22 protein-coding genes and 2 pseudogenes are annotated in these 24243 nt (G+C 59.4%); 9 read left to right on the forward strand and 15 right to left on the reverse strand.

Going from position 1 to position 24243, the window contains the following annotated elements:
- Nucleotides 1-41: 41 nt before the first annotated feature.
- Nucleotides 42-749 carry a YebC/PmpR family DNA-binding transcriptional regulator gene (locus tag ACYZTR_RS10125; RefSeq protein ID WP_461969965.1) on the forward strand — a complete coding sequence of 236 codons (708 nt, stop codon included), beginning with the start codon at nucleotides 42-44 and terminating at the stop codon, nucleotides 747-749.
- Here the strand turns inward: ACYZTR_RS10125 and ACYZTR_RS10130 are convergent.
- The 4 genes and pseudogenes from ACYZTR_RS10130 to ACYZTR_RS10145 form a co-directional block, all read right to left on the reverse strand.
- Entirely contained in the window at nucleotides 746-2134 is a 1389-nt protein-coding gene (locus ACYZTR_RS10130) for a leucine-rich repeat-containing protein kinase family protein (RefSeq protein ID WP_461978499.1), read from the reverse strand. The two genes, ACYZTR_RS10125 and ACYZTR_RS10130, sit on opposite strands and share 4 nt — an antisense overlap.
- A gap of 81 nt (nucleotides 2135-2215) precedes the next feature.
- Nucleotides 2216-2332 (reverse strand): annotated as a pseudogene (locus ACYZTR_RS10135) (cell division protein ZapE); the annotation flags it as partial.
- Nucleotides 2333-2410: 78 nt separating this feature from the next.
- Nucleotides 2411-3163, reverse strand: coding sequence for an anti-sigma factor family protein (locus ACYZTR_RS10140; RefSeq protein WP_461978501.1), 753 nt, complete (start codon nucleotides 3161-3163; stop codon nucleotides 2411-2413).
- Nucleotides 3160-3666 (reverse strand): RNA polymerase sigma factor, encoded by a 507-nt coding sequence (locus ACYZTR_RS10145; protein ID WP_461978503.1) that lies wholly within the window; start codon nucleotides 3664-3666, stop codon nucleotides 3160-3162. The genes ACYZTR_RS10140 and ACYZTR_RS10145 overlap by 4 nt, the downstream gene beginning before the upstream one ends.
- 160 nt (nucleotides 3667-3826) lie before the next feature.
- Here ACYZTR_RS10145 and ACYZTR_RS10150 point away from each other — a divergent pair, with 160 nt between their 5' ends.
- Nucleotides 3827-4915 carry a catalase family peroxidase gene (locus ACYZTR_RS10150; protein ID WP_461978505.1) on the forward strand — a complete coding sequence of 363 codons (1089 nt, stop codon included), beginning with the start codon at nucleotides 3827-3829 and terminating at the stop codon, nucleotides 4913-4915.
- A complete protein-coding gene (locus ACYZTR_RS10155; RefSeq protein WP_461978507.1) occupies nucleotides 4912-5457 on the forward strand; it encodes a cytochrome b in 546 nt (181 codons plus the stop codon). Before ACYZTR_RS10150 ends, ACYZTR_RS10155 begins: the two co-directional genes overlap by 4 nt.
- 57 nt (nucleotides 5458-5514) lie before the next feature.
- On the opposite strand, the gene ACYZTR_RS10160 is transcribed toward ACYZTR_RS10155, so the two are convergent.
- Together ACYZTR_RS10160 and ACYZTR_RS10165 are read right to left on the reverse strand one after the other, a co-directional pair.
- Nucleotides 5515-6666, reverse strand: coding sequence for a M14 family metallopeptidase (locus tag ACYZTR_RS10160; RefSeq protein ID WP_461978509.1), 1152 nt, complete (start codon nucleotides 6664-6666; stop codon nucleotides 5515-5517).
- Between the two features lie 483 nt (nucleotides 6667-7149).
- Nucleotides 7150-7491, reverse strand: a complete 342-nt coding sequence (locus tag ACYZTR_RS10165) for a DUF6124 family protein (RefSeq protein WP_461978511.1) — start codon at nucleotides 7489-7491, stop codon at nucleotides 7150-7152.
- 129 nt (nucleotides 7492-7620) lie between these two features.
- On the opposite strand from ACYZTR_RS10165, the gene ACYZTR_RS10170 reads away from it, so the two are divergent.
- Nucleotides 7621-8268 carry a LexA family protein gene (locus ACYZTR_RS10170; RefSeq protein WP_461978513.1) on the forward strand — a complete coding sequence of 216 codons (648 nt, stop codon included), beginning with the start codon at nucleotides 7621-7623 and terminating at the stop codon, nucleotides 8266-8268.
- A 39-nt stretch (nucleotides 8269-8307) separates the two neighbouring features.
- Here the strand turns inward: ACYZTR_RS10170 and ACYZTR_RS10175 are convergent, their stop codons facing one another.
- From ACYZTR_RS10175 to ACYZTR_RS10190, 4 genes are all read right to left on the reverse strand, one after another.
- On the reverse strand, nucleotides 8308-10257 hold the full coding sequence (locus ACYZTR_RS10175) for an acetyl/propionyl/methylcrotonyl-CoA carboxylase subunit alpha (protein WP_461978515.1): 1950 nt from the start codon (nucleotides 10255-10257) through the stop codon (nucleotides 8308-8310).
- On the reverse strand, nucleotides 10257-11072 hold the full coding sequence (locus ACYZTR_RS10180; protein WP_461978517.1) for a gamma-carboxygeranoyl-CoA hydratase: 816 nt from the start codon (nucleotides 11070-11072) through the stop codon (nucleotides 10257-10259). Before ACYZTR_RS10180 ends, ACYZTR_RS10175 begins: the two co-directional genes overlap by 1 nt.
- Before the next feature lie 116 nt (nucleotides 11073-11188).
- Nucleotides 11189-12796, reverse strand: coding sequence for a carboxyl transferase domain-containing protein (locus ACYZTR_RS10185; protein ID WP_461978519.1), 1608 nt, complete (start codon nucleotides 12794-12796; stop codon nucleotides 11189-11191).
- Nucleotides 12797-12808: 12 nt separating this feature from the next.
- A complete protein-coding gene (locus tag ACYZTR_RS10190) occupies nucleotides 12809-13972 on the reverse strand; it encodes an isovaleryl-CoA dehydrogenase (RefSeq protein ID WP_129436997.1) in 1164 nt (387 codons plus the stop codon).
- Nucleotides 13973-14176: 204 nt separating this feature from the next.
- Here ACYZTR_RS10190 and ACYZTR_RS10195 point away from each other — a divergent pair, with 204 nt between their 5' ends.
- A complete protein-coding gene (locus ACYZTR_RS10195) occupies nucleotides 14177-15874 on the forward strand; it encodes an AMP-binding protein (RefSeq protein ID WP_461978521.1) in 1698 nt (565 codons plus the stop codon).
- 609 nt (nucleotides 15875-16483) lie between these two features.
- Here the strand turns inward: ACYZTR_RS10195 and ACYZTR_RS10200 are convergent.
- The 3 genes from ACYZTR_RS10200 to ACYZTR_RS10210 all read right to left on the reverse strand — a co-directional run bounded on the left by ACYZTR_RS10200 (nucleotide 16484) and on the right by ACYZTR_RS10210 (nucleotide 18873).
- Nucleotides 16484-17383: a hydroxymethylglutaryl-CoA lyase gene (locus ACYZTR_RS10200; RefSeq protein WP_461978523.1), complete on the reverse strand. Its 900-nt coding sequence runs from the start codon at nucleotides 17381-17383 to the stop codon at nucleotides 16484-16486.
- A 64-nt stretch (nucleotides 17384-17447) separates the two neighbouring features.
- Complete coding sequence (locus ACYZTR_RS10205; RefSeq protein WP_282376513.1) at nucleotides 17448-17849, reverse strand: MerR family transcriptional regulator; 402 nt, start codon at nucleotides 17847-17849, stop codon at nucleotides 17448-17450.
- 94 nt (nucleotides 17850-17943) lie between these two features.
- Complete coding sequence (locus ACYZTR_RS10210) at nucleotides 17944-18873, reverse strand: LysR family transcriptional regulator (protein ID WP_008148497.1); 930 nt, start codon at nucleotides 18871-18873, stop codon at nucleotides 17944-17946.
- A 165-nt stretch (nucleotides 18874-19038) separates the two neighbouring features.
- On the opposite strand from ACYZTR_RS10210, the gene ACYZTR_RS10215 reads away from it, so the two are divergent.
- Nucleotides 19039-20268, forward strand: a complete 1230-nt coding sequence (locus tag ACYZTR_RS10215; RefSeq protein ID WP_461978525.1) for an acyl-CoA dehydrogenase — start codon at nucleotides 19039-19041, stop codon at nucleotides 20266-20268.
- A 42-nt stretch (nucleotides 20269-20310) separates the two neighbouring features.
- Here the strand turns inward: ACYZTR_RS10215 and ACYZTR_RS10220 are convergent, their stop codons facing one another.
- The gene (locus ACYZTR_RS10220) at nucleotides 20311-21117 is read right to left on the reverse strand and encodes a TatD family hydrolase (protein WP_461978527.1); all 807 of its coding nucleotides are present in this window, start codon (nucleotides 21115-21117) and stop codon (nucleotides 20311-20313) included.
- Between the two features lie 235 nt (nucleotides 21118-21352).
- Here ACYZTR_RS10220 and ACYZTR_RS10225 point away from each other — a divergent pair, with 235 nt between their 5' ends.
- The 3 genes from ACYZTR_RS10225 (at nucleotide 21353) to ACYZTR_RS10235 (ending at nucleotide 23869) form a co-directional block, all read left to right on the forward strand.
- The gene (locus tag ACYZTR_RS10225; RefSeq protein ID WP_461978529.1) at nucleotides 21353-22774 is read left to right on the forward strand and encodes an MltF family protein; all 1422 of its coding nucleotides are present in this window, start codon (nucleotides 21353-21355) and stop codon (nucleotides 22772-22774) included.
- Between the two features lie 105 nt (nucleotides 22775-22879).
- On the forward strand, nucleotides 22880-23314 hold the full coding sequence (locus ACYZTR_RS10230) for a DoxX family protein (RefSeq protein WP_008057184.1): 435 nt from the start codon (nucleotides 22880-22882) through the stop codon (nucleotides 23312-23314).
- A 246-nt stretch (nucleotides 23315-23560) separates the two neighbouring features.
- Entirely contained in the window at nucleotides 23561-23869 is a 309-nt protein-coding gene (locus ACYZTR_RS10235; RefSeq protein ID WP_461978531.1) for a class I SAM-dependent methyltransferase, read from the forward strand.
- Nucleotides 23870-23887: 18 nt separating this feature from the next.
- On the opposite strand, the pseudogene greB reads toward ACYZTR_RS10235, so the two are convergent.
- Nucleotides 23888-24220 (reverse strand): annotated as a pseudogene (gene greB, locus ACYZTR_RS10240) (transcription elongation factor GreB); the annotation flags it as partial.
- Nucleotides 24221-24243 lie beyond the last annotated feature (23 nt).

Genomic DNA, 24243 nt, shown 5'->3' on the forward strand with positions numbered 1-24243 from the left:
GGCCAATAGATGTCTCGGCGCCACAGATAAGAGAGTGAGTAATGGGCGCACAGTGGAAGGTTAAACACAAAGAAGCGGCGTCTAACGCCAAGGGCAAGATCTTCGGCAAACTGGTGAAGGAAATCACCATTGCTGCCCGTAACGGTGCCGATGTCGCTACCAACGCGCACCTGCGTCTGGTGGTCGAACAGGCGAAAAAGGCTTCGATGCCCCGCGAGACCCTGGAACGCGCGATCAAGAAAGGCTCCGGCCAGCTCGGCGAAACCGTGCAATACCATCGCGTGACTTATGAAGGCTTCGCACCGCATCAGGTGCCGCTGATCGTCGAATGCGTGACCGACAACATTAATCGCACCGTCGCTGAAATCCGCGTCGCGTTCCGCAAAGGCCAATTGGGCGCTTCCGGCTCGGTGACTTGGGACTTCAACCATGTGGGCATGATCGAGGCCTCGCCGGACAGCCCTGATGCCGATCCGGAAATGGCCGCCATCGAAGCCGGCGCCCAGGATTTCGAACCGGGCGAAGAAGAGGGCACGACCCTGTTCCTGACCGAGCCTGCGGACCTGGATTCGGTACAGAAAGCCCTGCCCGAGCAAGGTTTCACCGTGCTGTCGGCCAAGTTGGGTTATCAGCCGAAAAACCCGGTCAGCGGTCTGAGTGATGAGCAGATGGTTGAAGTCGAAGCCTTCCTCGAAGGCCTCGATAACCATGATGACGTGCAGGACATGTTTGTCGGGTTGGCGGGTTAAACCGCTTCGAGCGTGTGATGACGTGTGGCGAGGCCCCTCGCCACAGGTTTGTACTGGCTTCTAGTGGTTGAGGCAAATACCGCCAGCGCCTGAATAATCTCGCTGAACCCAGGTCGCGTCAGCACCTGCGGCTGACAGCAGCGCTGCTGCAATTGCTCCAGCTGCGCACGACCTTCATCGCTCAACCCCGAGTCGATCCGCTCCAACAATTCCCCCAGCAAAATACCAAACGCCCGCACCTCGATCCGTTGCAGCGCACGGCTTTCAAGGCTGTCCGAGGTGGCATGGAAAGACGCCGCGCCAAAATCCCCCAGCAGGCAATCACCGTGCTCATTCCACAGAATGTTGTGGCCGTAGAGGTCGCCGTGGGTGATGCCATGTTGATGCAAATGTTCGGCCGCCGAGGCGATGCCAGAGGCGATGCGCAATGCCACGCCGACACTGAACCGGGTGTCGTTGGCGTAAACGTCGCGGGTACATGACGCCAGGCTCGGCAGCCCGGACAGATTGCGATAGCTCGGATCGATCAGATGCATCACCAGCCCGGCCTGGGCTTCTGGATGCCCGACGACTCGCCCTTCAATCCGGATCAAATTGGAGTGACAACCTGCGGTGATGCAGGCGTTCATTTCGTGCAATGGCGAGCCATCGCTGGTCATTTCGCCTTTGTAGAGTTTGACGGCGACCTGTGCGGCCGGTTGGCCCGGTCGATCCCAAATAGCCCGATGGATCACTCCCGACGCGCCTTCGCCCAGTTGCTGCTCCAGACGCAGTTCGGACCAGGGAATGTGGGGCGTGGCTTCGAGGGCGGCCGCATCGGCTTCGGTCTCCAGCGGGTTACCGGCGTACGCCAGCCAGGTCAGACTCGGCAGGGACAGCAGCCACTCGGGCAACTCGGTCAACCGGTTGGCGGCGATGCGGATCAGTTCGAGCCGATGGCAATGACGCAAGCTTTCGGGCAAGCGCTGCAAGCGATTGCCGGCGAGCATGAGTTTTTGCAGGTGCGGGCGTTCACCCAGCTCGGTGGGGAGCTCATTGATGCAGTTATCGGTCAGGATCAGCCAGCGCAACAACGGTGGCAGGGCGGCGCCTGGCACGCGTTCGATGCGGTTGGCCTTGAAGCCGACCATCGTCAGTGCGGCGCATTGGCCCAGGCAGTCGGGCAGTTCGGTGAACAGATTGTCCGAGCAAAACAGCACGCGCAAGCGGGTCAGGCGGTGCAAGTCGTCCGGCAGGCTACTCAAGGCATTGCCACTGAGGTTAAGGACTTCCAGCGAGTCCGCCAGGTCGAAGATTTCTCGCGGAAACTCCGTCAGGCCGCCGGTGAGGTCCAGGCGGGTGATGCCCGACAGTTGGCCGGCGCGCAGTTGGGCAAGGGTATCCATGAACAGATTCACTATTGATCGAGAGGAAGGCGCGGAGGCCAGAGAAAGGGCGACATGATAACGGCAAAGGCAGGAGGCGTGTCAGGCCGGATCCCTGACTTCGACCAACTGCCCCAACCGGCCGCGCGTGCGCGCCAGATCGATGGCAGCGCCGCACAGGCTTTCGCGCAAAGACTGCTGGCCGAGCAAAATCAGGTGCGCGCTGTGACCGACGGATGCAGCCGATGCCTTGCCGGAAAAGCGGCGCAGCATAGGCCAGCGTGATGTCGACCACGGTCAGAACTGCGCCGTCTGCCTGAGCATCTGCGCCGCCGGCGTATCAGTCGGGCTGACCATCGCATAGTTGTACCCGCCCCCCGACCAGTACTCGGCCTGCAACTCGCCATCGCTGCGACTGCCTCTGGGCAACAGGTAGTTTTTCGGTCCCGGTGGGCGGACGTAGAAGCTGACTTTATGGCCGCTTTGATCCTCGTAGACCACCATCGCCGCCGGCCCTTGCTCGGTGCTGAGCAAGCGCCCGCTGACCGGTTTGAAACCGGCGCCAGAGAGGTCAGGCAAGCGATTGGCCTGAGTGAAATAGCGGTCGAGCCAACCCTGCATGTCACCGTCCTCGCTGACTTTGTAGTCGGCCGGCAGGATGCCTTGCTGGGCAATCAGACGATAGGCCTGCAGGGCATCGGTCATTGGCAGTGGAGCACTGACGAGCGTCATCTCGCGCGCCTGCCAACCGCTGAACCCGCCGACGCTGACCGCGATCAGCAACACGGCGGCGCTGGCCAGGTGACGGCGCGATTGTCGTTTGAGGCGTTGGCGAATCAGCGCTGGGTCGAGGTCCGGGTTGGCCGGTTGCTGCAGGGCGCCGCTCAATGCCGCGCGCAATTGCTGAGCGTCTTGCTGCCAGGTACGCACTTGGGCAGCCACGTCAGGGTTGCTGGCCAGAAAATTCTCCACCAGACGTCGGTCGGCATCGCTGAGTTGATGGTCGACGTAGGCGTGCAGGTCACGCTCGCTTGGGGGCATGCTGATCATTTGAATCTCCGCAGAGAAGGGCGGGTGATTTCGCCGTCGCTGAGCTGGCGCAATGCCTGGCGGGCACGGGACAGGCGGGACATCACGGTGCCGGTGGGGACGTCGAGAATCTCGGCGACCTCTTTATAACTCAAGCCTTCCACAGACACCCAGAGCAGTAACGCGCGTTGTTCGGTGGTGAGCTGGTCGAAGGCTTGCAGCGTCGATTGGGCGATCACGGTCCGCTCCACCGATGGCTGTGTATCGTCACGCCCGGTAAAGAATTCGAGCATCCGCGCATAACGCCGGGAGCGCCGGTGAGCATCGAGAAACTGGCGATAAAGAATCGAAAACAGCCAAGCGCGCAAGTCGCCCTCGGGGCGTTTGTCGCCCCAACTCGACAACGCTCGCTCAAGGCAAGACTGCACCAGGTCGTCGGCGCTGCTGGGATTGCGCGTCAGCGACACGGCAAACCGGCGCAATCTGGGAATGATTTCTCTCAGTTGTTCGTCGATATCGTTCATGAAGTTCTGACTAGTCACTACGCTTGAGTGTCTAGGAAGACGCCCGGCAGTCGAGGTTATTCCACGCCTGAAAAAATAAATACCGCGCGATGGAATAAACCGCCGTGGGGTTCGTCTGCTTGATCCTTCTCATTTGTGGCCGATGGCCCAGGAGTCTTTCATGGTAGATCGCTCATCACCGCCAACCCGGCCACCCTTGAGTGCCGCGAGCCTGGTATTCCGTCTGGCTGGCATTGCCGTGGTGGTCGCTGCAGTGGCCGCGGCATTTGCCTACGTCAACGGCACCTTTGACCCACAGCGCCTGACGCCGAAAAAGCTGATCAATGTGCTGCAGACCAACAACGGGGTGCACCCGGGCTTCCGGCGTAATCATTCCAAAGGCGTGTGCGTCATTGGGCATTTCGAGAGCAGCGGCGAGGCGCGCAGTTATTCCAGTGCTCAAGTGTTTAATGAAGCGAGGACCCCGGTGGTCGGGCGTTTCGCATTACCGGCCGGCAATCCCTATGCGCCGGACAACAGCGTGCCGATCCGCAGCCTGGCGTTGCGATTCACCCAGGCCAACGGCCAGCAGTGGCGCACCGGGATGAACAGCATGCCGGTGTTCCCGGTGGGTACGCCCGAGGCGTTCTACCAGTTTCAACAAGCCCAGTCGCCGGACCCGGCCACCGGCAAGCCGAATCCTGCTGCCGTGCCAGCGTTCTTTGGTTCGCATCCGGAAGCTGCACCGTTCCTGGCCTGGATCAAAACCGCCAAGCCGTCAGCCAGTTACGTGACGGAAACCTACAACAGCGTCAATGCGTTTTACCTGGTGAACGCTGCGGGACAACGGCAGGCGGTGCGCTGGAGCATGGTGCCGGTGGCTCAGGATGCGGCGGGTGCTTCGGCGCCTGAAGGGGGTGATTTCCTCGAGAAAGACCTGGTTCAGCGTATTTCCGCAGGGCCGCTGCGTTGGCAACTGAACATCACGCTGGCCGACCCCGGTGATCCGGTCAACGACGCGAGCAAGGCCTGGCCCGAGGGTCGCAAGGTGTTGAACGCCGGCACCTTGGTGCTCGAAAGCACTCAGCCGCAACTCAATGGCGAATGCCGTGACATCAACTACGACCCGCTGGTACTGCCCGCCGGTATCGAAGGTTCCGACGACCCGTTGCTCGCTGCTCGTTCAGCGGGGTACGCGACTTCCTACTTGCGTCGTACCAGCGAAGTCAGCCAGTTGCCCTCTGCTAATAAACAGGAGTCTCGTCAATGAGCGCTCAACCGAACCACTTCGCGCCTTTAGCGCGACTGCTGCATTGGCTGATGGCGCTGATGATCATTGCCATGCTGTTTATCGGCGCAGGCATGGCCGCTTCAGTGTCCGAGCGTCATGAGTGGCTGATTCATCTGCACAGACCCTTGGGCGTTGCGATTCTGCTGCTGGTGATCGTGCGTCTGGGCGTGCGTTTTTCCACTCAACAGCCACCGCTGCCGGCAGACCTGCCGGGTTGGCAAGTGCTGGCGGCCAAGGCTTCACATTTTTTGTTGTACGTCTTGATGCTGGTCCTGCCGCTGCTGGGCTGGGCGATGATGTCGGCGGCGGGGGATCCGGTGATGCTAAGCAGCTCGTTGCAGTTGCCATCGATCCTGCCCGCGAATGCCCAAGTGTTTGCGTTCCTGCGCAAGGCTCACGGGTATCTGGCGTATTTGCTGTTCTTGACGGTGCTGCTGCATTTGGCGGCGGCGTTGTTTCACGGCTGGGTGCGTCGCGATGAGGTGCTGGTCAGCATGTTGCGGGGGAAGGATCCCAGCTAACCCTCTGTAGCAGCTGCCGAACGCAAGCCTTCGGCAGCTGCTACATCGATCGGGCAATCAGCGCAGGGTGTTGACCATGTCCGCGACGGTGGTCAGCACATCCTTGCCCAACTGCTTCGAGCGCTTGCCGGACCAGCCGGTTTCAGTGTTCGGATGGTCGTCGTGGTCTTTGAACGGCATTTCCAGGGTCAGCGACAGGCAGTCGAATTTCTCGCCGACGCTGTTGCACGCCAGGGTCATGTTGGCTTTGCCCGGCTCGTCGCGGGTGTAGCCGTGCTTGGTCTGGAAGTCCTTGGTCAGGTGCTTTAGATGGCTGCGGAAATGCTCTTCGAGTTTTTCGATCCGCGGCGTGTAGCCCGGGTTGCCTTCGCAACCGGCGGTGAATACGTAGGGGATTTCTTCATCGCCGTGGATGTCGAGGAACAGGTCCACGCCGTACTTTTCCATTTGCTGCTGAACGAACAGCACTTCCGGGCTGACTTCCTGGCTGGCGCTCTGCCAGGCGCGGTTCAGGTCCTGGCCCATGGCGTTGGTGCGCAGGTGACCGTGGAAAGCGCCGTCCGGATTCATGTTCGGCACCAGGTACAAGTCGGCGCTAGCCAGTAATTTACTCAGTACAGGATCGTCGTGCTTTTCCAGACGTTCAATCACGCCTTCCATGAACCACTCGGCCATGTGTTCGCCGGGGTGTTGCTGGGCAATGATCCAGACCTTGCGTTGACCTTCGGCGCCCGTGCCTTTACGCAGCAGATGGATATCCCGACCTTCGACGCTCTTGCCGGTGGCCAGCAGTTCGGTGCCGGCCTTGGACAGCGCCTGCTCGATCAACCAGTCATGGCGACCGCGGCTGTAGGGTTCGAAGTAAGCAAACCAGGCGTGGGTGGCGGTGGCTTCAAGGCTGAAGCGCAAGCAGTCACCTTCGAATATGGTCGGCACCCGGAACCAGTTGACGTGGTCGTAGGACGCTACCGCCTGATAACCGTCCCAGGCTTTGTTGTACGAGGACTTGCTGGCATTGTTCAGACGAAACCAGTGTTCCTGACCGACGTGCAGACCACTGGCCTTGAAGTGGAACCACTGAAAGTGCTGGCTGCGGGTGTCTGGCTTGATGGCCAGCAGGGCTTGCAACGGATTGCTGATATCCAGCACTTCAATGTTGCCACTGTCGAAGTTGGCACTGATGTCGAAAGAGGATTTAGCCACGGCCATAGTCAATTCCTGATTATGATTTTCATGGCTGCTACTTTACACGCTGGGAAGGGAAAAACCGGGGGAAATTCTGAGGTGAAGCGAGGGGGCGTCCTCCTTGACGCCGACGCAGCTTAGAGACTGGGCGATTGATTCTCAAGTGCTATTTTTTATTAGTTTGGGCCAATGATGTCGGGCTTCTCTTGCCAACGGATACTCTTTTGATATCATCCGCGCCATCGAGTTTGCAGCACCTAAAGACTTCATTAGCCTGAAGCAAAAGCCAGAATAACTGGCAAAAAAAGACCCGGCAAAAAGCCGGGTCAAAAACCGTGATTAGCCTGATGAGGAGAGAGTCCAGGAGACCGACCTCAGGTCACTTGGACAATCAACTGATCTCGCGATCAGCTGCAAGCAATAATAATCATTCTCGTTTGCAAGTCAAATGTTTTTATCTGCACGATTGGAAAATTCTTTCCCGTCCTCCTCGACAGTATCCTCGTCTCACTCATTCTGATCGCCCTCCAGGGATCGATCGACCATTGCCTTGGCCATGTCGATCATGTGTACCGCCGAAAACGCCAGGTCGCGGTTTGTGCCGTGCAGATTGTTGGCTGATTCGTAGGCGGTGGCGGCGGCACAACGCAACAGATCCGAAGCATGGAGCAGTGCCTCTTCGCAGCTGATGTTGCGGTTCACGTCAAAGAAACGTGCTTCCACCGCTTCCTCTGAAACAGCTGGTTTCAAGTAATAGTCCAACGCGCGTTGTGCGGCGGCAGAGCCTTTGGGCGAAGTGAGGCTGGTGTCGATTTGCATGTCTGGCAGGTCGTTGCAGGGGATGGACATGGCGATGGCGAGCTCCGTGATAGATTCAGATCCGTGACCCCATCCTAGTACGTACTGTATTTGTGACGAGAGTTTAAATACTACAATTTGTGTTTTGATGGCCGGAGTCCCCCACGTATCGTGCCGCACATGGATAAATGGATTGAATTGGTCAAGGCCAAGATGAGTGAACTCAAAGTCACTCAAGAGATACTCGCCGAACGTCTCGGGATGTCCCAGGGCGGCGTGGGTCACTGGCTGAACAAACGCCGTCAGCCGAGCATCGAAGACATGAACCGTGTCTTGCGGGCGCTCGGGATGGATTTTCTGGAAGTGGCGATGGTGATCCGGGAGCCTTTAATCGGACAGGACGACGAAATTTCCCTGACGCAAAAGTACAACCCGTATTTCCGCTACCCGGTCAGCGACTGGCGGGCGCCTAACGAGGTGCGCGACGGTGAGCTGTCGGTGTACGGCAAGCCACGTTTCGAACTGACCGATTACCACGCCCAGGGCGCGGCATTCTGGCTGGTGGTGGTCGGCGATGCGATGACTGCCCCCAGCGGTATCAGCATCGCCGAGGGCATGATGGTTCTGGTGGACCCGGCCATTGTGCCGGAGCCCGGAAAACTGGTGATCGCCCAATGGCCCGACAGCGCCGAGGCGACCTTTCGCAAGCTGATCGAAGAGGGCGGGCAGCGTTACCTGGTCCCGCTCAATCCGACGTATCCGAAAGCCCTTCACACCGAAGAGTGCCGAATTATCGGTGTGGTGGTTCAGGCAACAGCCAGGTTCTAATCAGATCGGTCCTCGCAAGACGTAGGACCGATCTTCATTTCACGCTTCTTCCAATTCAACCAACGCACTGCCTTCACTGACCATCTCGCCTTCCTGGCAATACAGGGCCTTGATCACCCCGGCGTGTGGCGCACGAATGCTGTGCTCCATCTTCATCGCTTCCAGCACCACCAGTTGCGCCCCGGCTTCGACCGTTTGTCCGGCTTCCACCAGTACCCGCACGATGCTGCCATTCATGGGCGCGGTCAGCCCGCCCTGATGGCTGTGACTGGCCTCGACGGCACTGATCGGGTCGTAGGACTCGATGCGGCGCAATTCACCTTCCCATTGCAGATACAGGCTATCGCCACGGCGGATTGCCCGATGCTGGCGGCGCAGGCCGTTGTGCTCGGTCAACAGTTGTTCGCCCTTGAGATGTGCCGAGCAGGTGTCGCCCAAAGTCAGCGCCCGGTCTTGTCCTTCGCAGCTCAAATGCAACGTGATTTCTTTCGGCAGTCCGGCACGGAAACCATTGTTGTTGGCCCAAGGCGAACTCGGGTCATCGGCACGCGGGGAGCTCGGCTGGCTCTGGGCAAACGCCTGGGCGGCGGCCCGCCAGAACTCGTCACTGAGGTCCGAGGCCGCTGGCAGCAGTTCTTCCTGATAACGTGGAATGAACCCGGTATCCAGTTCGGCAGCAGCGAACGCCGGATGGCCGACTATCCGGCGCAGGAAGTTGATGTTGGTCTTGAGCCCGCCAATGGCAAACTCATCGAGCATGCTCAACAGCCGCAGTCGCGCCTGTTCACGATCCTCGCCCCAGGCAATCAGTTTGCCGAGCATCGGGTCGTAGAACGGCGAGATCTCGTCGCCTTCTTCGACACCACTGTCCACCCGCCGTCCCGGACCCTCCGCGGATTCGCGATACAGCTCCAGTCGGCCGGTAGCCGGCAAGAAATCATTGCCCGGGTCTTCGGCATACAGGCGCACTTCGATGGCATGACCGATCAGCGGAACCTCGGCTTGAGTCATCGGCAGCGCTTCGCCGCGGGCCACACGAATCTGCCAGGCCACCAGATCGAGGCCGGTGATGGCTTCGGTGACCGGGTGTTCTACTTGCAGACGAGTGTTCATCTCCATAAAGAAGAACTCACCGCGCGCATCCAGCAAAAACTCCACGGTGCCCGCGCCCACATAACCGATGGCCTGTGCCGAACGCACGGCCGCTTCGCCCATGGCGCGACGCAGTTCCGGGCTCAAACCTGGCGCGGGTGCTTCTTCAACGACTTTTTGGTGCCGACGCTGAATCGAGCAGTCCCGTTCGTTGAGGTACAGGCAGTTGCCATGTTGGTCGGCGAAGACCTGGATTTCCACGTGGCGCGGTTTGAGCAGGTACTTCTCCACCAGCATCCGCGAATCGCCGAACGACGATTGTGCTTCACGCTGAGCCGAGGCCAGGGCTTCGGCCAATTGACTGACGTCCTCGACCACTTTCATACCTTTGCCGCCGCCCCCCGCGGTGGCCTTGAGCAGCACCGGATAACCGATGTGTTCGCAAGCGTCGCGGAAGGTGTCGAGGTCCTGCGCCTCGCCGTGATAACCGGGCACCAGCGGCACGCCGGCGGTTTCCATCAAGGCTTTGGCGGCGGATTTGCTGCCCATCGCGTCGATGGCCGAGGCGGGCGGGCCGAGGAAGATCAGGCCCGCTTCTTCGATGGCGCGGGCGAACCCGGCGTTTTCGGACAGAAAGCCATAACCCGGATGAATCGCCTGAGCGCCGCTGGCCTTGGCGGCGGCGATCAGTTTGTCGATTTGCAGGTAACTGTCAGCGGCTTTGCTGCCACCGAGGTCGACGCGGATATCCGCTTCGCGGCTGTGTCGGGCTTCACGGTCAGTGGCGCTGTGAACGGCCACGGTGGTCAGGCCCAAGGCCTTCGCGGTACGCATTACCCGGCAAGCGATTTCGCCGCGGTTGGCCACCAGCAGGGTGGTGAGAACAGGTGCGCTCATCAACGCGACTCCTTGGTGGTGGTTGCGGCTTGCCAGCTCGGCGGACGTTTTTGCAGAAAGGCCCGCAGGCCCTCCTGGCCTTCGGGGCTGACGCGGATGCGGGCGATGGCGTTTTCGGTGTAGCGCCGCAGCGCCGGGGTCAGCGCGCCGTGGCCGACTTCACGCAGCAAGTCCTTGCTGGCACGCATGGCGGCCGGGCTGTTGAGCAGCAGGTTGTCGATCCATTGCTCGACGTTCAGTTCCAGCTCAGCGATCGGATAACTCTCCGACAACAAGCCGATTTCCCGCGCTCGTTGTCCGCCGAAACGCTCGGCGGTCAGCGCGTAGCGCCGTGCCGCGCGTTCGCCGATGGCTTGCACCACGAACGGACTGATTACCGCCGGCGCCAGGCCGATACGCACTTCCGACAGGCAGAACTGCGCGTCATCGGCACCGATGGCCATGTCGCAGCAACTGATCAGGCCCAACGCGCCACCGAATGCAGCGCCTTGCACCACCGCCAGCGTCGGGACTTTGAGCTTGGCGAGGTTGTACATCAACTCCGCCAGTTCCCGGGCGTCGTCGAGGTTGGTGTGGTAATCGAGTTCGGCCGACTGCTGCATCCAGGCCAGGTCTGCGCCGGCGCTGAAATGTTTGCCGCGTCCACGCACCAGCAGAAACCGCAGGCTGGCGTCGCTCGACACCTTGTCCAGGGCAAGGATCAGTTCGCGGATCATTTCGGCGTTGAAGGCGTTGTTCTTTTCTTCACGGCTGAGCCACAGGGTGGCGAAGCCACGTGGGTCGGTCAGCAGGTCGAGGGTGTTGAAGTCGCTCATATTTTGTCCGTCTCCACAACTCATGTGGGAGCGGGCTTGCTCGCGAAGGGTTCACCGCGGTTGTTCTGATGCACCGCGTTATCGTTCTTCGCGAGCAAGCCCGCTCCCACAGAAAATCACATCCGGAACACGCCGAAGCGGCTCGGTTCGATTGGCGCGTTCAGCGACGCGGACATGGCCAGGGCCAGCACGTCGCGGGTTTGCGCCGGGTCGATGACGCCGTCGTCCCACAACCGGGCGCTGGAGTAGTAGGGATGACCCTGTTCTTCATACTGGTCGAGGATCGGTTGCTTGATCTCGGCTTCCTGCTCGGCACTGAAACTGTGGCCACTGCGCTCGGCCTGCTCGCGTTTAACCTGCACCAAGACACCCGCGGCTTGCTCGGCGCCCATCACACCGATCCGCGCATTCGGCCACATCCACAGGAAACGCGGATCGTAAGCCCGGCCGCACATGCCGTAGTTCCCGGCACCGAAACTGCCGCCGATGATCACAGTGAATTTCGGCACCTTGGCGCACGCCACGGCGGTCACCAGTTTGGCGCCGTGCTTGGCGATGCCGCCGGCCTCGTATTTCTGGCCGACCATGAAACCGGTGATGTTTTGCAGGAACAGCAGCGCAATGCCGCGCTGACAGGCCAGCTCGATGAAGTGCGCGCCTTTCTGCGCGGCTTCGGCGAAGAGGATGCCGTTGTTGGCGAGGATCGCGATCGGGTAACCGTGCAAGTAGGCAAAACCGCAAACCAATGTAGTTCCGAACAGCGCCTTGAATTCGTCGAACACGGAACCGTCCACCAGTCGCGCGATCACTTCGCGCACGTCGAACGGCTGCTTGGCGTCGGCCGAGACCACGCCGTACAACTCGTCGCTGTTGTAGAGCGGGGCGATGGGTGTGCGCTGTTGCACTTCGCCGAGCTTGCGCCAGTTGAGGTTAGCGATACTGCGCCGCGCAATGGCCAGGGCGTGTTCATCGCTCTCGGCGTAATGATCGGCCACCCCGGAAATCTTGCAGTGCACATCGGCCCCGCCAAGGTCTTCGGCGCTGACCACTTCACCGGTCGCGGCTTTCACCAGCGGTGGGCCGGCGAGGAAAATGGTTGCCTGTTCGCGGACCATGATCGCTTCGTCCGCCATGGCCGGCACGTACGCGCCACCAGCGGTGCAGGAACCCATGACCACCGCGATTTGCGGGATGCCCATGGCGCTCATGTTGGCCTGGTTGAAGAAGATTCTTCCGAAGTGCTCGCGGTCCGGGAACACTTCATCCTGACGCGGCAGGTTGGCGCCGCCGGAGTCCACCAGGTAGATGCACGGCAAACGGTTCTGCTGGGCGATGGTCTGCGCGCGCAGGTGTTTTTTCACGGTCAGCGGGTAATACGAACCGCCTTTCACGGTGGCATCGTTGGCGACGATCATGCATTCGACGCCTTCCACACGGCCGATCCCGGCAATCACGCCAGCGGCCGGCACGTCTTCGCCGTACACCTCGTAGGCCGCCAATTGACTGATCTCAAGAAACGGCGAACCTGGATCGAGCAAGCGATTGATCCGCTCACGGGGCAGCAGTTTGCCCCGCGAGGTGTGGCGTTCTTGAGCCTTCGGGCCGCCACCTTGCTGCACTTGCACGAGCAGGGTGTGCAGGGCGTCGACCTGTTTGAGCATTGCCGCGCTGTTGGCCGCGAACTCCGCCGAACGGGGGTTGAGCTGGGTATGCAGAATAGCCATGGGCAGCTCCGTTTAGCGGGTTTCGTTGAACAGTTCGCGACCGATCAGCATGCGACGGATCTCACTGGTGCCGGCGCCGATTTCGTACAGCTTTGCGTCACGCAGCAGACGCCCGGCCGGGAATTCGTTGATGTAGCCGTTGCCACCGAGAATCTGAATCGCATCGAGGGCCATTTGTGTGGCGCGTTCGGCGCTATAAAGGATCACACCGGCGGCATCCTTGCGGGTGGTTTCGCCGCGTTCGCACGCTTGCGCTACCGCATAGAGATAGGCGCGGCTGGCGTTGAGTTGGGTGTACATGTCGGCGACCTTGCCCTGGATCAGCTGGAATTCACCGATGCTTTGGCCGAACTGCTTGCGGTCGTGGATGTACGGAACGATGAGGTCCATGCAGGCCTGCATGATCCCGGTCGGGCCGCCGGACAGAACAACGCGTTCGTAATCGAGGCCGCTCATCAGCACCTTCACGCCGCCATTGAGCACGCCGAGGATGTTTTCTTCCGGCACTTCGACGTCATCGAAGAACAGCTCGCAGGTGTTTGAACCGCGCATGCCGAGCTTGTCGAATTTGTTGCTGCGGCTGAAGCCTTTGGAATCACGTTCAACGATGAACGCGGTGATGCCGTGAGGGCCTTTTTCCAGGTCAGTCTTGGCGTAGATCACGTAGGTGTTGGCGTCAGGGCCGTTGGTGATCCAGGTTTTGCTGCCGTTGAGGACGTAGTGATCGCCCCGTTTGTCGGCACGCAGTTTCATCGACACCACGTCAGAGCCGGCATTGGGTTCGCTCATGGCCAGGGCGCCAATGTGCTCGCCGCTGATCAGCTTCGGCAGGTATTTGGTTTTCTGCTCGTGATTGCCGTTGCGGTTGATCTGGTTGACGCAGAGGTTGGAATGCGCGCCATAGGACAGGGCGACCGAGGCCGAACCACGGCTGATTTCTTCCATGATCACCACGTGGGCCAGGTAACCCAGGCCAGCACCGCCGTATTCTTCCGGCACGGTGACGCCCAGCAGGCCCATGTCACCGAATTTACGCCACAGGTCGGCGGGGAAGAGGTTGTCGATGTCGATCTGAGCGGCGCGTGGTGCGATCTCTTTGGCGACGAAGGACTGAACCTGATCACGCAGCATGTCGATGGTTTCACCGAGGGCAAAGTTCAGGGATGGGTAGCTCATGGGTCACCTTTTGGCTTTTTTGTAGGGTAGGGAGGGCAGTGATTTGGCTCTCACCTTTACGTTAACGTAAGCCTGTGAGGAATGGCTGTCAATCACCCTTTACGTTAACGTCAACTTGAGCGAGAGTAGAGCCAGTTCTGAATGATCGGGGCTGGTCATAAGCCTCGTTCCAACAACCCACTAATAAAGATAATAGGGGTCGTCATGGATCAACGCAGTGCAAGCCCGCAGCGCAGCTATACCCGTGGTTCCCAGGACAAAGCCTTGCTGGCGATGACCATCGGCCAGGCGTTCGATAACACCGTCGCGCAGTATCCGACGGGGGAGGCGCTCGTCGTACGCCATCAACAGTTGCGCTACACCTGGCAGCAACTGGCCCAAGCCGTGGACCTGCATGCCAAAGCGCTGTTGGCGCTGGGTTTGCAGACCGGTGATCGTCTGGGTATCTGGGCACCGAACTGCGCCCAGTGGTGCTTCAGCCAGTTCGCCAGCGCGAAAATCGGCGTGATTCTGGTCAACATCAACCCGGCCTATCGCAGTTCCGAACTGGAATACGTGTTGAAGCAATCCGGTTGCCAATGGCTGGTTTGCGCAGGCGCCTTCAAGACCTCCGACTATCACGGGATGCTGCAAGGCCTCATTCCCGAGCTGGCTGAGCAATCTATCGGAAAGTTGCAAAGCGAACGACTGCCAGAGCTGCGTGGTGTCATCAGTCTAGATGCACGGCCGCCATCGGGTTTCCTGCCATGGTCGCAATTGACCGATCTCGCGGCGAGCGTGTCGGCAGAGCAGTTGAGCGAACGTCAGGACAGCCTGCATTTCGACCAAGCGGTAAACATCCAGTACACCTCTGGCACCACCGGTTTCCCCAAGGGCGCGACCCTCAGTCACTACAACATTCTCAACAACGGTTACAGGGTCGGCGAAAGCCTCGGGTTGACCGCGAGTGACCGCCTGGTCATCCCGGTGCCGTTGTATCACTGCTTTGGCATGGTCATGGGCAACCTCGGTTGCATGACCCACGGCAGCACCATGATTTACCCCAACGATGCCTTCGATCCGCTGCTGACCCTGACCACTGTCGCCGAAGAAAAGGCCACTGCACTCTACGGTGTGCCGACCATGTTTATCGCCATGCTCGATCAGCCCCAACGTGCTGAATTCGATCTGTCGAGCCTGCGTACCGGGATCATGGCCGGGGCGACTTGTCCGATCGAGGTGATGCGCCGGGTCATCAGTGACATGCACATGAACGAAGTGCAGATTGCCTACGGCATGACGGAAACAAGTCCGGTGTCGTTGCAGACCGGTCCGTCAGACGAACTGCAATTGCGCGTCACCACCGTCGGCCGCACCCAGGCGCAACTGGAAAGCAAGATCATCGACGAGGCGGGCAACCTGGTGTCGCGGGGCACAATCGGTGAACTGTGCACGCGCGGTTACAGCGTGATGCTCGGTTACTGGAACGACCCGCAAGGCACCGCGGAAGCGATCGACCAGGCCGGCTGGATGCACACCGGTGATCTGGCGAGCATGAACGACGAAGGCTACGTGTGCATTGCCGGGCGTAACAAGGACATGATCATCCGCGGCGGTGAGAACATTTACCCACGGGAACTGGAAGAATTCTTCTTTACCCACCCGGCAGTAGCCGATGTGCAGGTGATCGGGATTCCGTGCTCGCGTTATGGCGAAGAGATTGTCGCGTGGATCAAATTCCATCCGGGCCACAGCGCCACCGAGCAGGAGCTGCAAGCCTGGTGCAAGGAACGCATCGCGCACTTCAAGACACCGCGTTACTTCAAATTCGTGGAGGAGTTTCCGATGACGGTGACCGGGAAAATTCAGAAATTTCGAATGCGCGAGATCAGTATCGAGGAGCTGAAGAACAATAACATCTGACGATAATCCCCTGTGAGAAGCGAACTCGCTCCCACAGGGGATGGCGCTGGAAATTACAAACGCCAGAAAGCACAAAGGGGAGCCGAAGCTCCCCTTTAATTTTGTCGTTGCGCATGCTCTATTTTTATTATTGAGGGGCGGTCTGTTTTTGTTTTTAGAAACCGTGACCCTTTACCGCTGTTTTTGTCGATCCCCATCCGGGATCAAGAGCAAACGTATTTTTTTGAGCGCTGATCTACTTTTTCGCTAAGCGATCCAACCAGTTCGGGAGCTACCTGATGGTAGTTTTATTGTTCTCTGCCCGGTTGCGGGTTACTCCGAAAAGTACCCTGAAAAGCACATCCTCTCCAAAAAAATCTGTTAGCTGCGTCTCTGCCGTGTTGTTTTTGTTATGTCAGAGTCGTTACGTCTTATTTTTATTGGGTTTGCCGCTTTTTTTGTTCTTGTTATGCAATAGAGATAGCAGAAGCCGTGCCAACTTTTTAAAAGTCTTTAAAATCAACCGCTTGAGATTATGTAGGATTTTTCGTTCAGTCAAAGCACGACAATTTGTTTCCGTGTTACTCGCTTTCGCCCACGTTCCAGAGGCTGCGGTAACACCCCGAGGCCTCACTGTGCGCTGCGAGCCTTGGCCACGCGCGAACCGGTCGGACGTCCCAGCACCGTGCAAATCTGCTGGCCGGCCAGAATCAAGGCGTCCAGGTCGATACCGGTCTCGATGCCCAGGCCGTTGAGCAGGTAAACCACGTCTTCGGTGGCAACGTTACCGCTGGCGCCCTTGGCGTATGGGCAGCCGCCGAGGCCGGCGATGGAGCTGTCGAATACCGAGATGCCTTCCAGCAGACTGGCGTAGATGTTGGCCATGGCTTGGCCATAAGTGTCGTGGAAGTGCCCGGCCAGTTTTTCACGGGGTACGTCGGCCGACACCACGTCGAACATCTTGCGGGTCGCGCCAGCGGTGCCGGTGCCAATGGTGTCGCCCAGCGAAACTTCATAGCAGCCCATCGCATAGAGCTCGCGGGCGACCCGAGCGACTTGCGCAGGCGCAACATTACCTTCGTAAGGGCAGCCCAGCACACAGGACACGTAACCGCGCACGCTGACACCGTGTTGCCTGGCGGCGTCCATGATCGGCACGAAGCGCTCCAGGCTTTCACTGATCGAGCAATTGATGTTGCGTTGGGAAAACGCTTCCGACGCAGCGGCGAACACCGCAACTTCCTTGACCCCGGCCGCAATGGCGTCTTCAAACCCGCGCAGGTTGGGGGCGAGTGCACCATAGATCACGCCAGGCTTGCGCTGGATTTGCGCGAAGACTTCAGCAGAGCCGGCCATCTGCGGTACCCATTTGGGCGAGACGAAACTGCCGACTTCTATATAGCCGAGACCGGCAGCGGTCAGCGCGTCGACCAGTTGCACCTTGTCCGCAACGCTGATGGGTTGAGCTTCGTTTTGCAGACCGTCGCGTGGGCCGACTTCGACCAGGCGTACGTGAGTGGGGAGAGACATAAGAATTCACCTGTCAGTAAGGGATCGTTCACACGCTCTGCGTGGGAACGATCATTTCGTACGATTACTGAACCACTTCCTGGCTCTTGATGGTCTGTTCCAATGCCTGGGTGCAACGCTCCTGCGCGGTGTCCAGTTCCAGCTTCATCTGTTCGATGTCGAGCATCTGCTGCTCCAGCTGTTCACGACGTTCGGCGATTTTGGTCAGCATGGTTTGCAGCTGTTTCTGATTGCCACCCGTGGGATCGTAGAGTTCGATCAGCTCGCGGCATTCGGCCAGGGAGAAACCAATGCGCTTGCCCCGCAGGATCAGCTTCAGGCTGACCTTGTCGCGGGGCGAGTAGATGCGTTCCTGACCGCGTCGCTCGGGGCTGAGCAGGCCTTGCTCTTCATAAAAGCGGATGGCTCGAGTGGTGATGTCGAGCTCGCGGGCGAGGTCGGAAATGCTATAGGTCTGGCTGCTCATGGAAGCGCTCGAAAAAGGTCATGGCGCTAAGCTAAAGGCAGGTTGACGTTTACGTCAAGCATCGCGCCCTGATCCTTCGTCTATCAGGTGATTCCTACACCTTATCGAGTTTCTTCTCATGTGCTGTCACCTGCTGGCACAACTCGATCATCTGCTCGCGCATCCAGCGGTTGGCCGGGTCCTGATCAGTGCTTTCATGCCAATAGAGGTGAGTTTCCACCGGCGGCACATCGTTGACCGGCAGGTTCACCGAGTACAGGTCATGGCGACGGGCGAAGCGTTCCGGCACGGTCATGACCATGTCGGTCTGCTGCAGCACTTGGGACGCCATCAGGTAGTGCTGGGAACGCAGGGCAATTTTGCGCTGAATGCCCATTTTGCCCAGGGCCAGGTCGACATGGCCCAGACCACTGCGGCGGCTGGAAATGTGAATGTGAGTCAGCGACAGGTAATCATCGAGGGTGAACTTCTCTTTGCCCGCCAGCGGATGGCCTTTGCGCATGGCGCACACGTAACGGTCTTCCATCAACTTGACATGGCGCACTTGCGGGTCAGTGTTGAGCGGCGCATCGACGGCGAAATCGAGACGCCCGGCCGCCAGTTCCTTGGTGGTTTCGCGGCGCTTGGACAGAAAGCTTTCGATGATCACCGTCGGCGCCAGGCGCCGCAGGCGCTGGAACAGTGGCGGCAGGATCACCGCTTCGGTGAGGTCGGTCATGCTGATGCGATAGGTCTTGACCGCCTGCAACGGGTTGAAAATGCGGCTTTCCTGCACCGACACCCGCAGCAAGGAGAGGGCGTTACGCACCGGCCCGATAATGTTCTGGGCCATCGGCGTCGGGACCATGCCCTGAGCGGTGCGCACGAACAACGGGTCATTGAAGGTCTCGCGCAGACGGGCCAGAGCGTTCGAGACCGCCGGTTGAGTAATGCCGACAATCTGCCCGGCGCGGGTCAGGTTGGCTTCGGTGTAGATCGCGTCGAAGACGATGAAAAGGTTGAGGTCGACCTTGCTCAGATTCATTGCGCTGCACTCTTATTGTTGGGCTCTCGATCAGCCGATCATATATCGGTGATGAATGTTAATACACGCCGAGAATAGGCTAGGTAAATTTTCGTAGCTGTTCTAGCATCGATTGCATGACCTGAACAACTCATCAAAACCCTCAGTTAAAAGGTAGAGCTGCCCATGGATTTCGCTTATTCGCCCAAGGTGCAAGAACTGCGTGAGCGCGTGACCGCGTTCATGGACACCTACGTTTATCCCGCCGAAGCGGTGTTCGAGCGTCAGGTCGCCGAGGGCGATCGCTGGCAGCCGACTGCAATCATGGAGGAGCTCAAACTCAAGGCTAAGGCTGAAGGCCTGTGGAATTTGTTTCTCCCTGAGTCCGAACTCGGCGCCGGCCTGAGCAACCTCGAATACGCGCCGTTGGCGGAAATCATGGGCCGCTCGCTGCTGGGCCCCGAGCCGTTCAACTGCTCCGCGCCAGACACGGGCAACATGGAAGTGTTGGTGCGCTACGCCAACGAAGAACAGAAGCAACGCTGGCTCGAACCGCTGCTGCGCGGCGAGATCCGCTCGGCGTTCGCCATGACTGAACCGGACGTGGCCTCGTCCGACGCCACCAACATGGCCGCCCGCGCCGTGCGTGATGGCGACGAATGGGTGATCAACGGCAAAAAATGGTGGACCTCAGGCGCCTGCGATCCACGCTGCAAGATTCTGATCTTCATGGGCCTGAGCGATCCTGACGCGCCGCGCCATGCGCAGCACTCGATGATTCTGGTACCGGTGGATGCCCCAGGCGTGAAGATCGTCCGTCCGCTACCGGTGTTCGGTTACGACGACGCACCTCACGGCCACGCCGAAGTGCTGTTCGAAAACGTCCGGGTGCCGTACGAAAACGTCTTGTTGGGCGAAGGACGCGGTTTTGAAATCGCTCAGGGTCGCCTTGGCCCGGGCCGGATTCACCACTGCATGCGTTCGATCGGCATGGCCGAGCGTGCACTGGAACTGATGTGCAAACGTTCCGTGAGCCGTACCGCGTTCGGTAAACCCTTGGCACGTCTGGGCGGCAACATCGACAAGATCGCCGACTCGCGGATGGAGATCGACATGGCACGGCTGCTGACCTTGAAAGCGGCGTACATGATGGACACCGTCGGCAACAAGGTGGCGAAGAGCGAAATCGCTCAGATCAAGGTTGTCGCACCGAACGTGGCCTTGCGGGTTATCGACCGGGCGATCCAGATCCATGGCGGGGCAGGGGTTTCCAACGATTTCCCGCTGGCCTACATGTATGCGATGCAACGCACTTTGCGCTTGGCCGACGGCCCGGACGAAGTGCACCGCGCGGCGATCGGCAAGTTCGAGATCGGCAAATACGTGCCCAAAGAGATGATGCGCAGCAGTCACTGATAATGTGGGAGCGAGCTTGCTCGCTCCCACAGGTTCGGTTCGTCAGTCGACCATTGGCAAACCGTAGAATGCTCGCGCACACGCCGTGCTGTGAGCGGCCAGATCTTCCTCGCTCTCCCCACGATGCAACGCCACTTCCCGCAACACTTCGGTCAGATACGCCGGTTCGTTGCGACCATTCTTCGGCTTGGGGCGCAAGCTGCGCGGCAACAGATACGGCGCATCGCTCTCCAGCATTAGCCGTCCCCGCTTGATCTCTTTCACCAGCGGATGCAGATGCGTGCCTCGGCGCTCGTCGCAGATCCAGCCGGTGATGCCGATGTGTAAATCCAGATCAAGGTAGCTGAACAGCGCCTTCTTTTCGCCAGTGAAACAATGCACCACGGCGGCCGGCAACTGATCACGGTAATCACGCAGGATTTCCAGCAAGCGCTGACTGGCGTCGCGCTCGTGGAGGAACACCGGCAATTGCAGCTCGACCGCCATCGCCAGATGCTCCTCGAGGGTTTTTTCCTGCTGCGGGCGCGGCGAGAAATCACGATTGAAATCCAGTCCGCATTCACCCACCGCCACGACGTTCGGCTCCTTGAGCAAACTGCGCAGACGCTGGGCGCTGTCGGCGTTCCAGTCGCTGGCGCAGTGAGGGTGAATGCCGGCGGTGGCGAACAGCCGTTGAGCCGTTTTGTCCAGTTGCTGGCACAGCTCCAGAGCCTGCTCGCTGCCCTCGACACTGGTGCCGGTGAGCACCAATTGGCAGATCCCGGCAGCGTAGGCGCGGTCGAGTACAGCCTGGTGTTTGTCGGCAAAACTGGGGTTGGTCAGGTTGACGCCGATATCGATGAGTTGCATGGTGCTACCTCGGACCAAAGGCCGGAAAGCATATCAGAGCTGTAGATTTATAAGAAAAGCCAAGAACTACAATGAGTTGTAGCTGTCTCTTGATGCCGCGAGACAGGTCGGGATGGCCAGAGTGCCATCACTGTGCCAGTCTTTCGCACTTTGCCAGCGCTCAAGGCGCTCTGTTTCTGTCGTTCGATTTCATGAAAATTCTTGAGATCGGCCCAGTATTCTTTCTGGAGAGTGGATGACACGTCCCTCGATTTTGCTACTGCTGTGTTGTTCGTTGCTGCTGCCGATGCCGGCGGTTGCGCGTCTGGCCGGGCCGCTGCAAGCCGTGCCTTCGAGCAAAGTGCGCGACTTGGCGGAAATCCGCAGCAGTCGTGTGCTGCGGGTGTTGGTCAACCAGAGCCGTAACAGCTCCGGCGAAGTTCAGGGCCAGGCCATCGGTGTTGAATACCACCGTTTGCGCGCCTTCGAGCAATACCTCAACGGTCACGCCCGTGACGGTCAGGAAATTACCCTCAAGATCATTCCCAAAGCCAAGGATCAACTGATCGGCGCTTTGCAGCGCGGCGAGGGTGATCTGGTCGCACCGGGAGAGCTGCTTGACCTGCAACCGGGTCACGCGGTCAGCACCAGTGCACCGATTGCCAGCAACATCCCGTTGGTCCTGGTGGGGATCAAAGGCGAGCGACGTTACACCCGTCTCGAACAACTCTCCGGCAAAACCCTGGCGTTGCCCACCGGCAGTGCCGCCGGGGACGCGGTCAGTCAGATCAATCAAAAGCTCGCGCTGCACAAGCTGCCGCCGGTGAAAATCGAGTGGGTCGATCCCAGTCTGGCGGTCGAGGACGTGCTGGAGATGGTCCAAGGCGGAATCTTTCACCTGACGATCGTCGAACAACCCATTGCCGAGCGCTGGGGCAAGATCCTGCCCAAATTGCGTTTCGATCGGCAGGTGCTCATCAGTGAACCGGGCGAAGAGTTCTGGTTCGTGCGCCGCGACGCTTCAATGTTGCGCGCGAGCATTGATCGCTTCCTGCCCGGTTACAAAAAGCCATCGGATCAGGATGCCGCGTTCCTGCGGATCTATCGACGCCTGTATCAAGTGCATTATCCATTGGCCAAGGCTGATCGGCAGCGCCTCGAAAAACTTCGACCGGTGCTGCAGAAGCACGCCGAAGCCCAAGGCATGGACTGGCTGAATCTGGCGGCACTGGCGTTCAAGGAGTCGGCCCTGCAGCCCAATGCCCGCAGTGGCAGCGGCCCTACCGGCCTGATGCAGATCACCCCGTCCGCAGCCCAGCGGGTGGGGGTCAACAATATTCAGGATCTCGACGCCAATGTGCAGGCCGGGGCCAAGTACTTGGCGATGATCCGCCGCAAGTTCTTTGCCAGCCCCAAACTTAACGAACGCGAGCGCATGGCGTTCGTGCTGGCGGCCTACAACATGGGGCCGGAGCGGGTGCAGGGCATGCGCGCCGAGGCTCGGCGGCGCGGTTTGAATCCCAACCAGTGGTTCTTCCAGGTCGAGCGCATTGCCATGGAGCAGGTGGGAATGGGGGCTGTCAGCTATGTTAATAGCGTGAACAAGTATTACCTGGCGTTCGATCGGGAGCGGGAGTCGTTGGAGCCCGAGGGGCAGAAAGTTGCCTTACGTAAATAATCGAATAAACTGATTGTTATGGTGCGGTTTTTGCGCTTTCCACATGAGATTTACTGATTAATATAGCGGCCAACCAACACACACACTCACAATGGATGACACAGCATGAGCTCACTGATCAACAAGGTACTGTTTACCCGCGCTGGCTACGGCCTGACCGTTCTGCGGATCTTCGTCGGCATCATCTTCGCTGCCCACGGCTCGCAGAAACTTTTCGGGGCGTTCGGTGGTTACGGTCTGGCCGGAACCGCGCAGTACATGGAGAGCATCGGTCTGGCGCCGGGCTACCTGATGGCGACGCTGGCGGGTGGTACCGAGTTCTTCGCGGGTCTGGCCTTGATCATCGGCTTGTTGGTTCGCCCGGCAGCACTGGGTCTGACTTTCCTCTCGCTGGTCGCCATTTTTACAGTGCACATCAGCAACGGTCTGTTCATGGCCAACAACGGTTATGAATTCGCCCTGGCCCTGCTCGGCGGCAGCATCGCGGTGCTGATCGAAGGCGCCGGCAAGCTCTCGGCTGACCGCGCCATCGCTGGCTGACCGCTCTGGCTCAACGAAAAGGCTCGCATTGCGAGCCTTTTTTGTTGTGCGTCATTCTTGACACTGTCTGGTCAGCTTCTCTAGGATGCTGCCCATGCGCCGATTTAAACAGCTACTTGCGGGGCGCCAGGTGACTCATTCAGTTGCCGATAGAAGCTTGATTCAGGCTTCGAAATACCGCTAAAGCGCTGGTTCGGTGTTGCCTCTCACCTGCCATGCAGACTTTTGAGGCAGAGACACGACACGATGAGTGCATTAAGCCCCGTTGTACGCCCCGCGCCGATCACGGCACATCTCACCCAGCGCAATCCAAAAATCCTGCTTGGCGGCAAACATCAGCCGACACTCTTGCGTTATCTCGATGGCTGGCCACGTCGTACCGGTGGGCCTGCTGCCTTCCTGATCCAGTTTGTCGAAGACGGTGAATCGCTGGCTCGATTTGCCAGCGACAGTTTCGATCTGGCGGTGATTCAATCGCCCAGACTCGAGGACGCCCCCGAAGTGATCAAACAACTGACTCGCGTGGCCCGGCAGGGGCTGATTACCCGCGGTTGAGGTTTAGAGCGCTGCGGCTCAAAGATAGTCGATCGCCACGATATACACGCACTGCTCGCCGGTCGGTGTCTGGACCCGAACTTCCGCGTCCAGCGCCTTGCCGATCAGGGCGCGAGCCAGCGGTGAGTCGATACTGATCAGGCCCTGCTTCAGGTCCAGTTCATCCGGCCCGACGATGCGATAGCGCGACTCTTTGCCGTCCTCGTCTTCGATCGTCACCCAGGCGCCGAAATAGACCTTGTTCGGATCGCTGGGCTTCTCACTGACGACCTTGAGCGCTTCCAGCCGTTTAGTGAGAAAGCGCACGCGGCTGTCGATCTCGCGCAGCATCTTTTTGCCGTAGGTGTATTGGCAAGCGAGCAAACCAAGAGTGC

The sequence above is a fragment of the Pseudomonas sp. Hz4 genome (genome assembly GCF_054898165.1).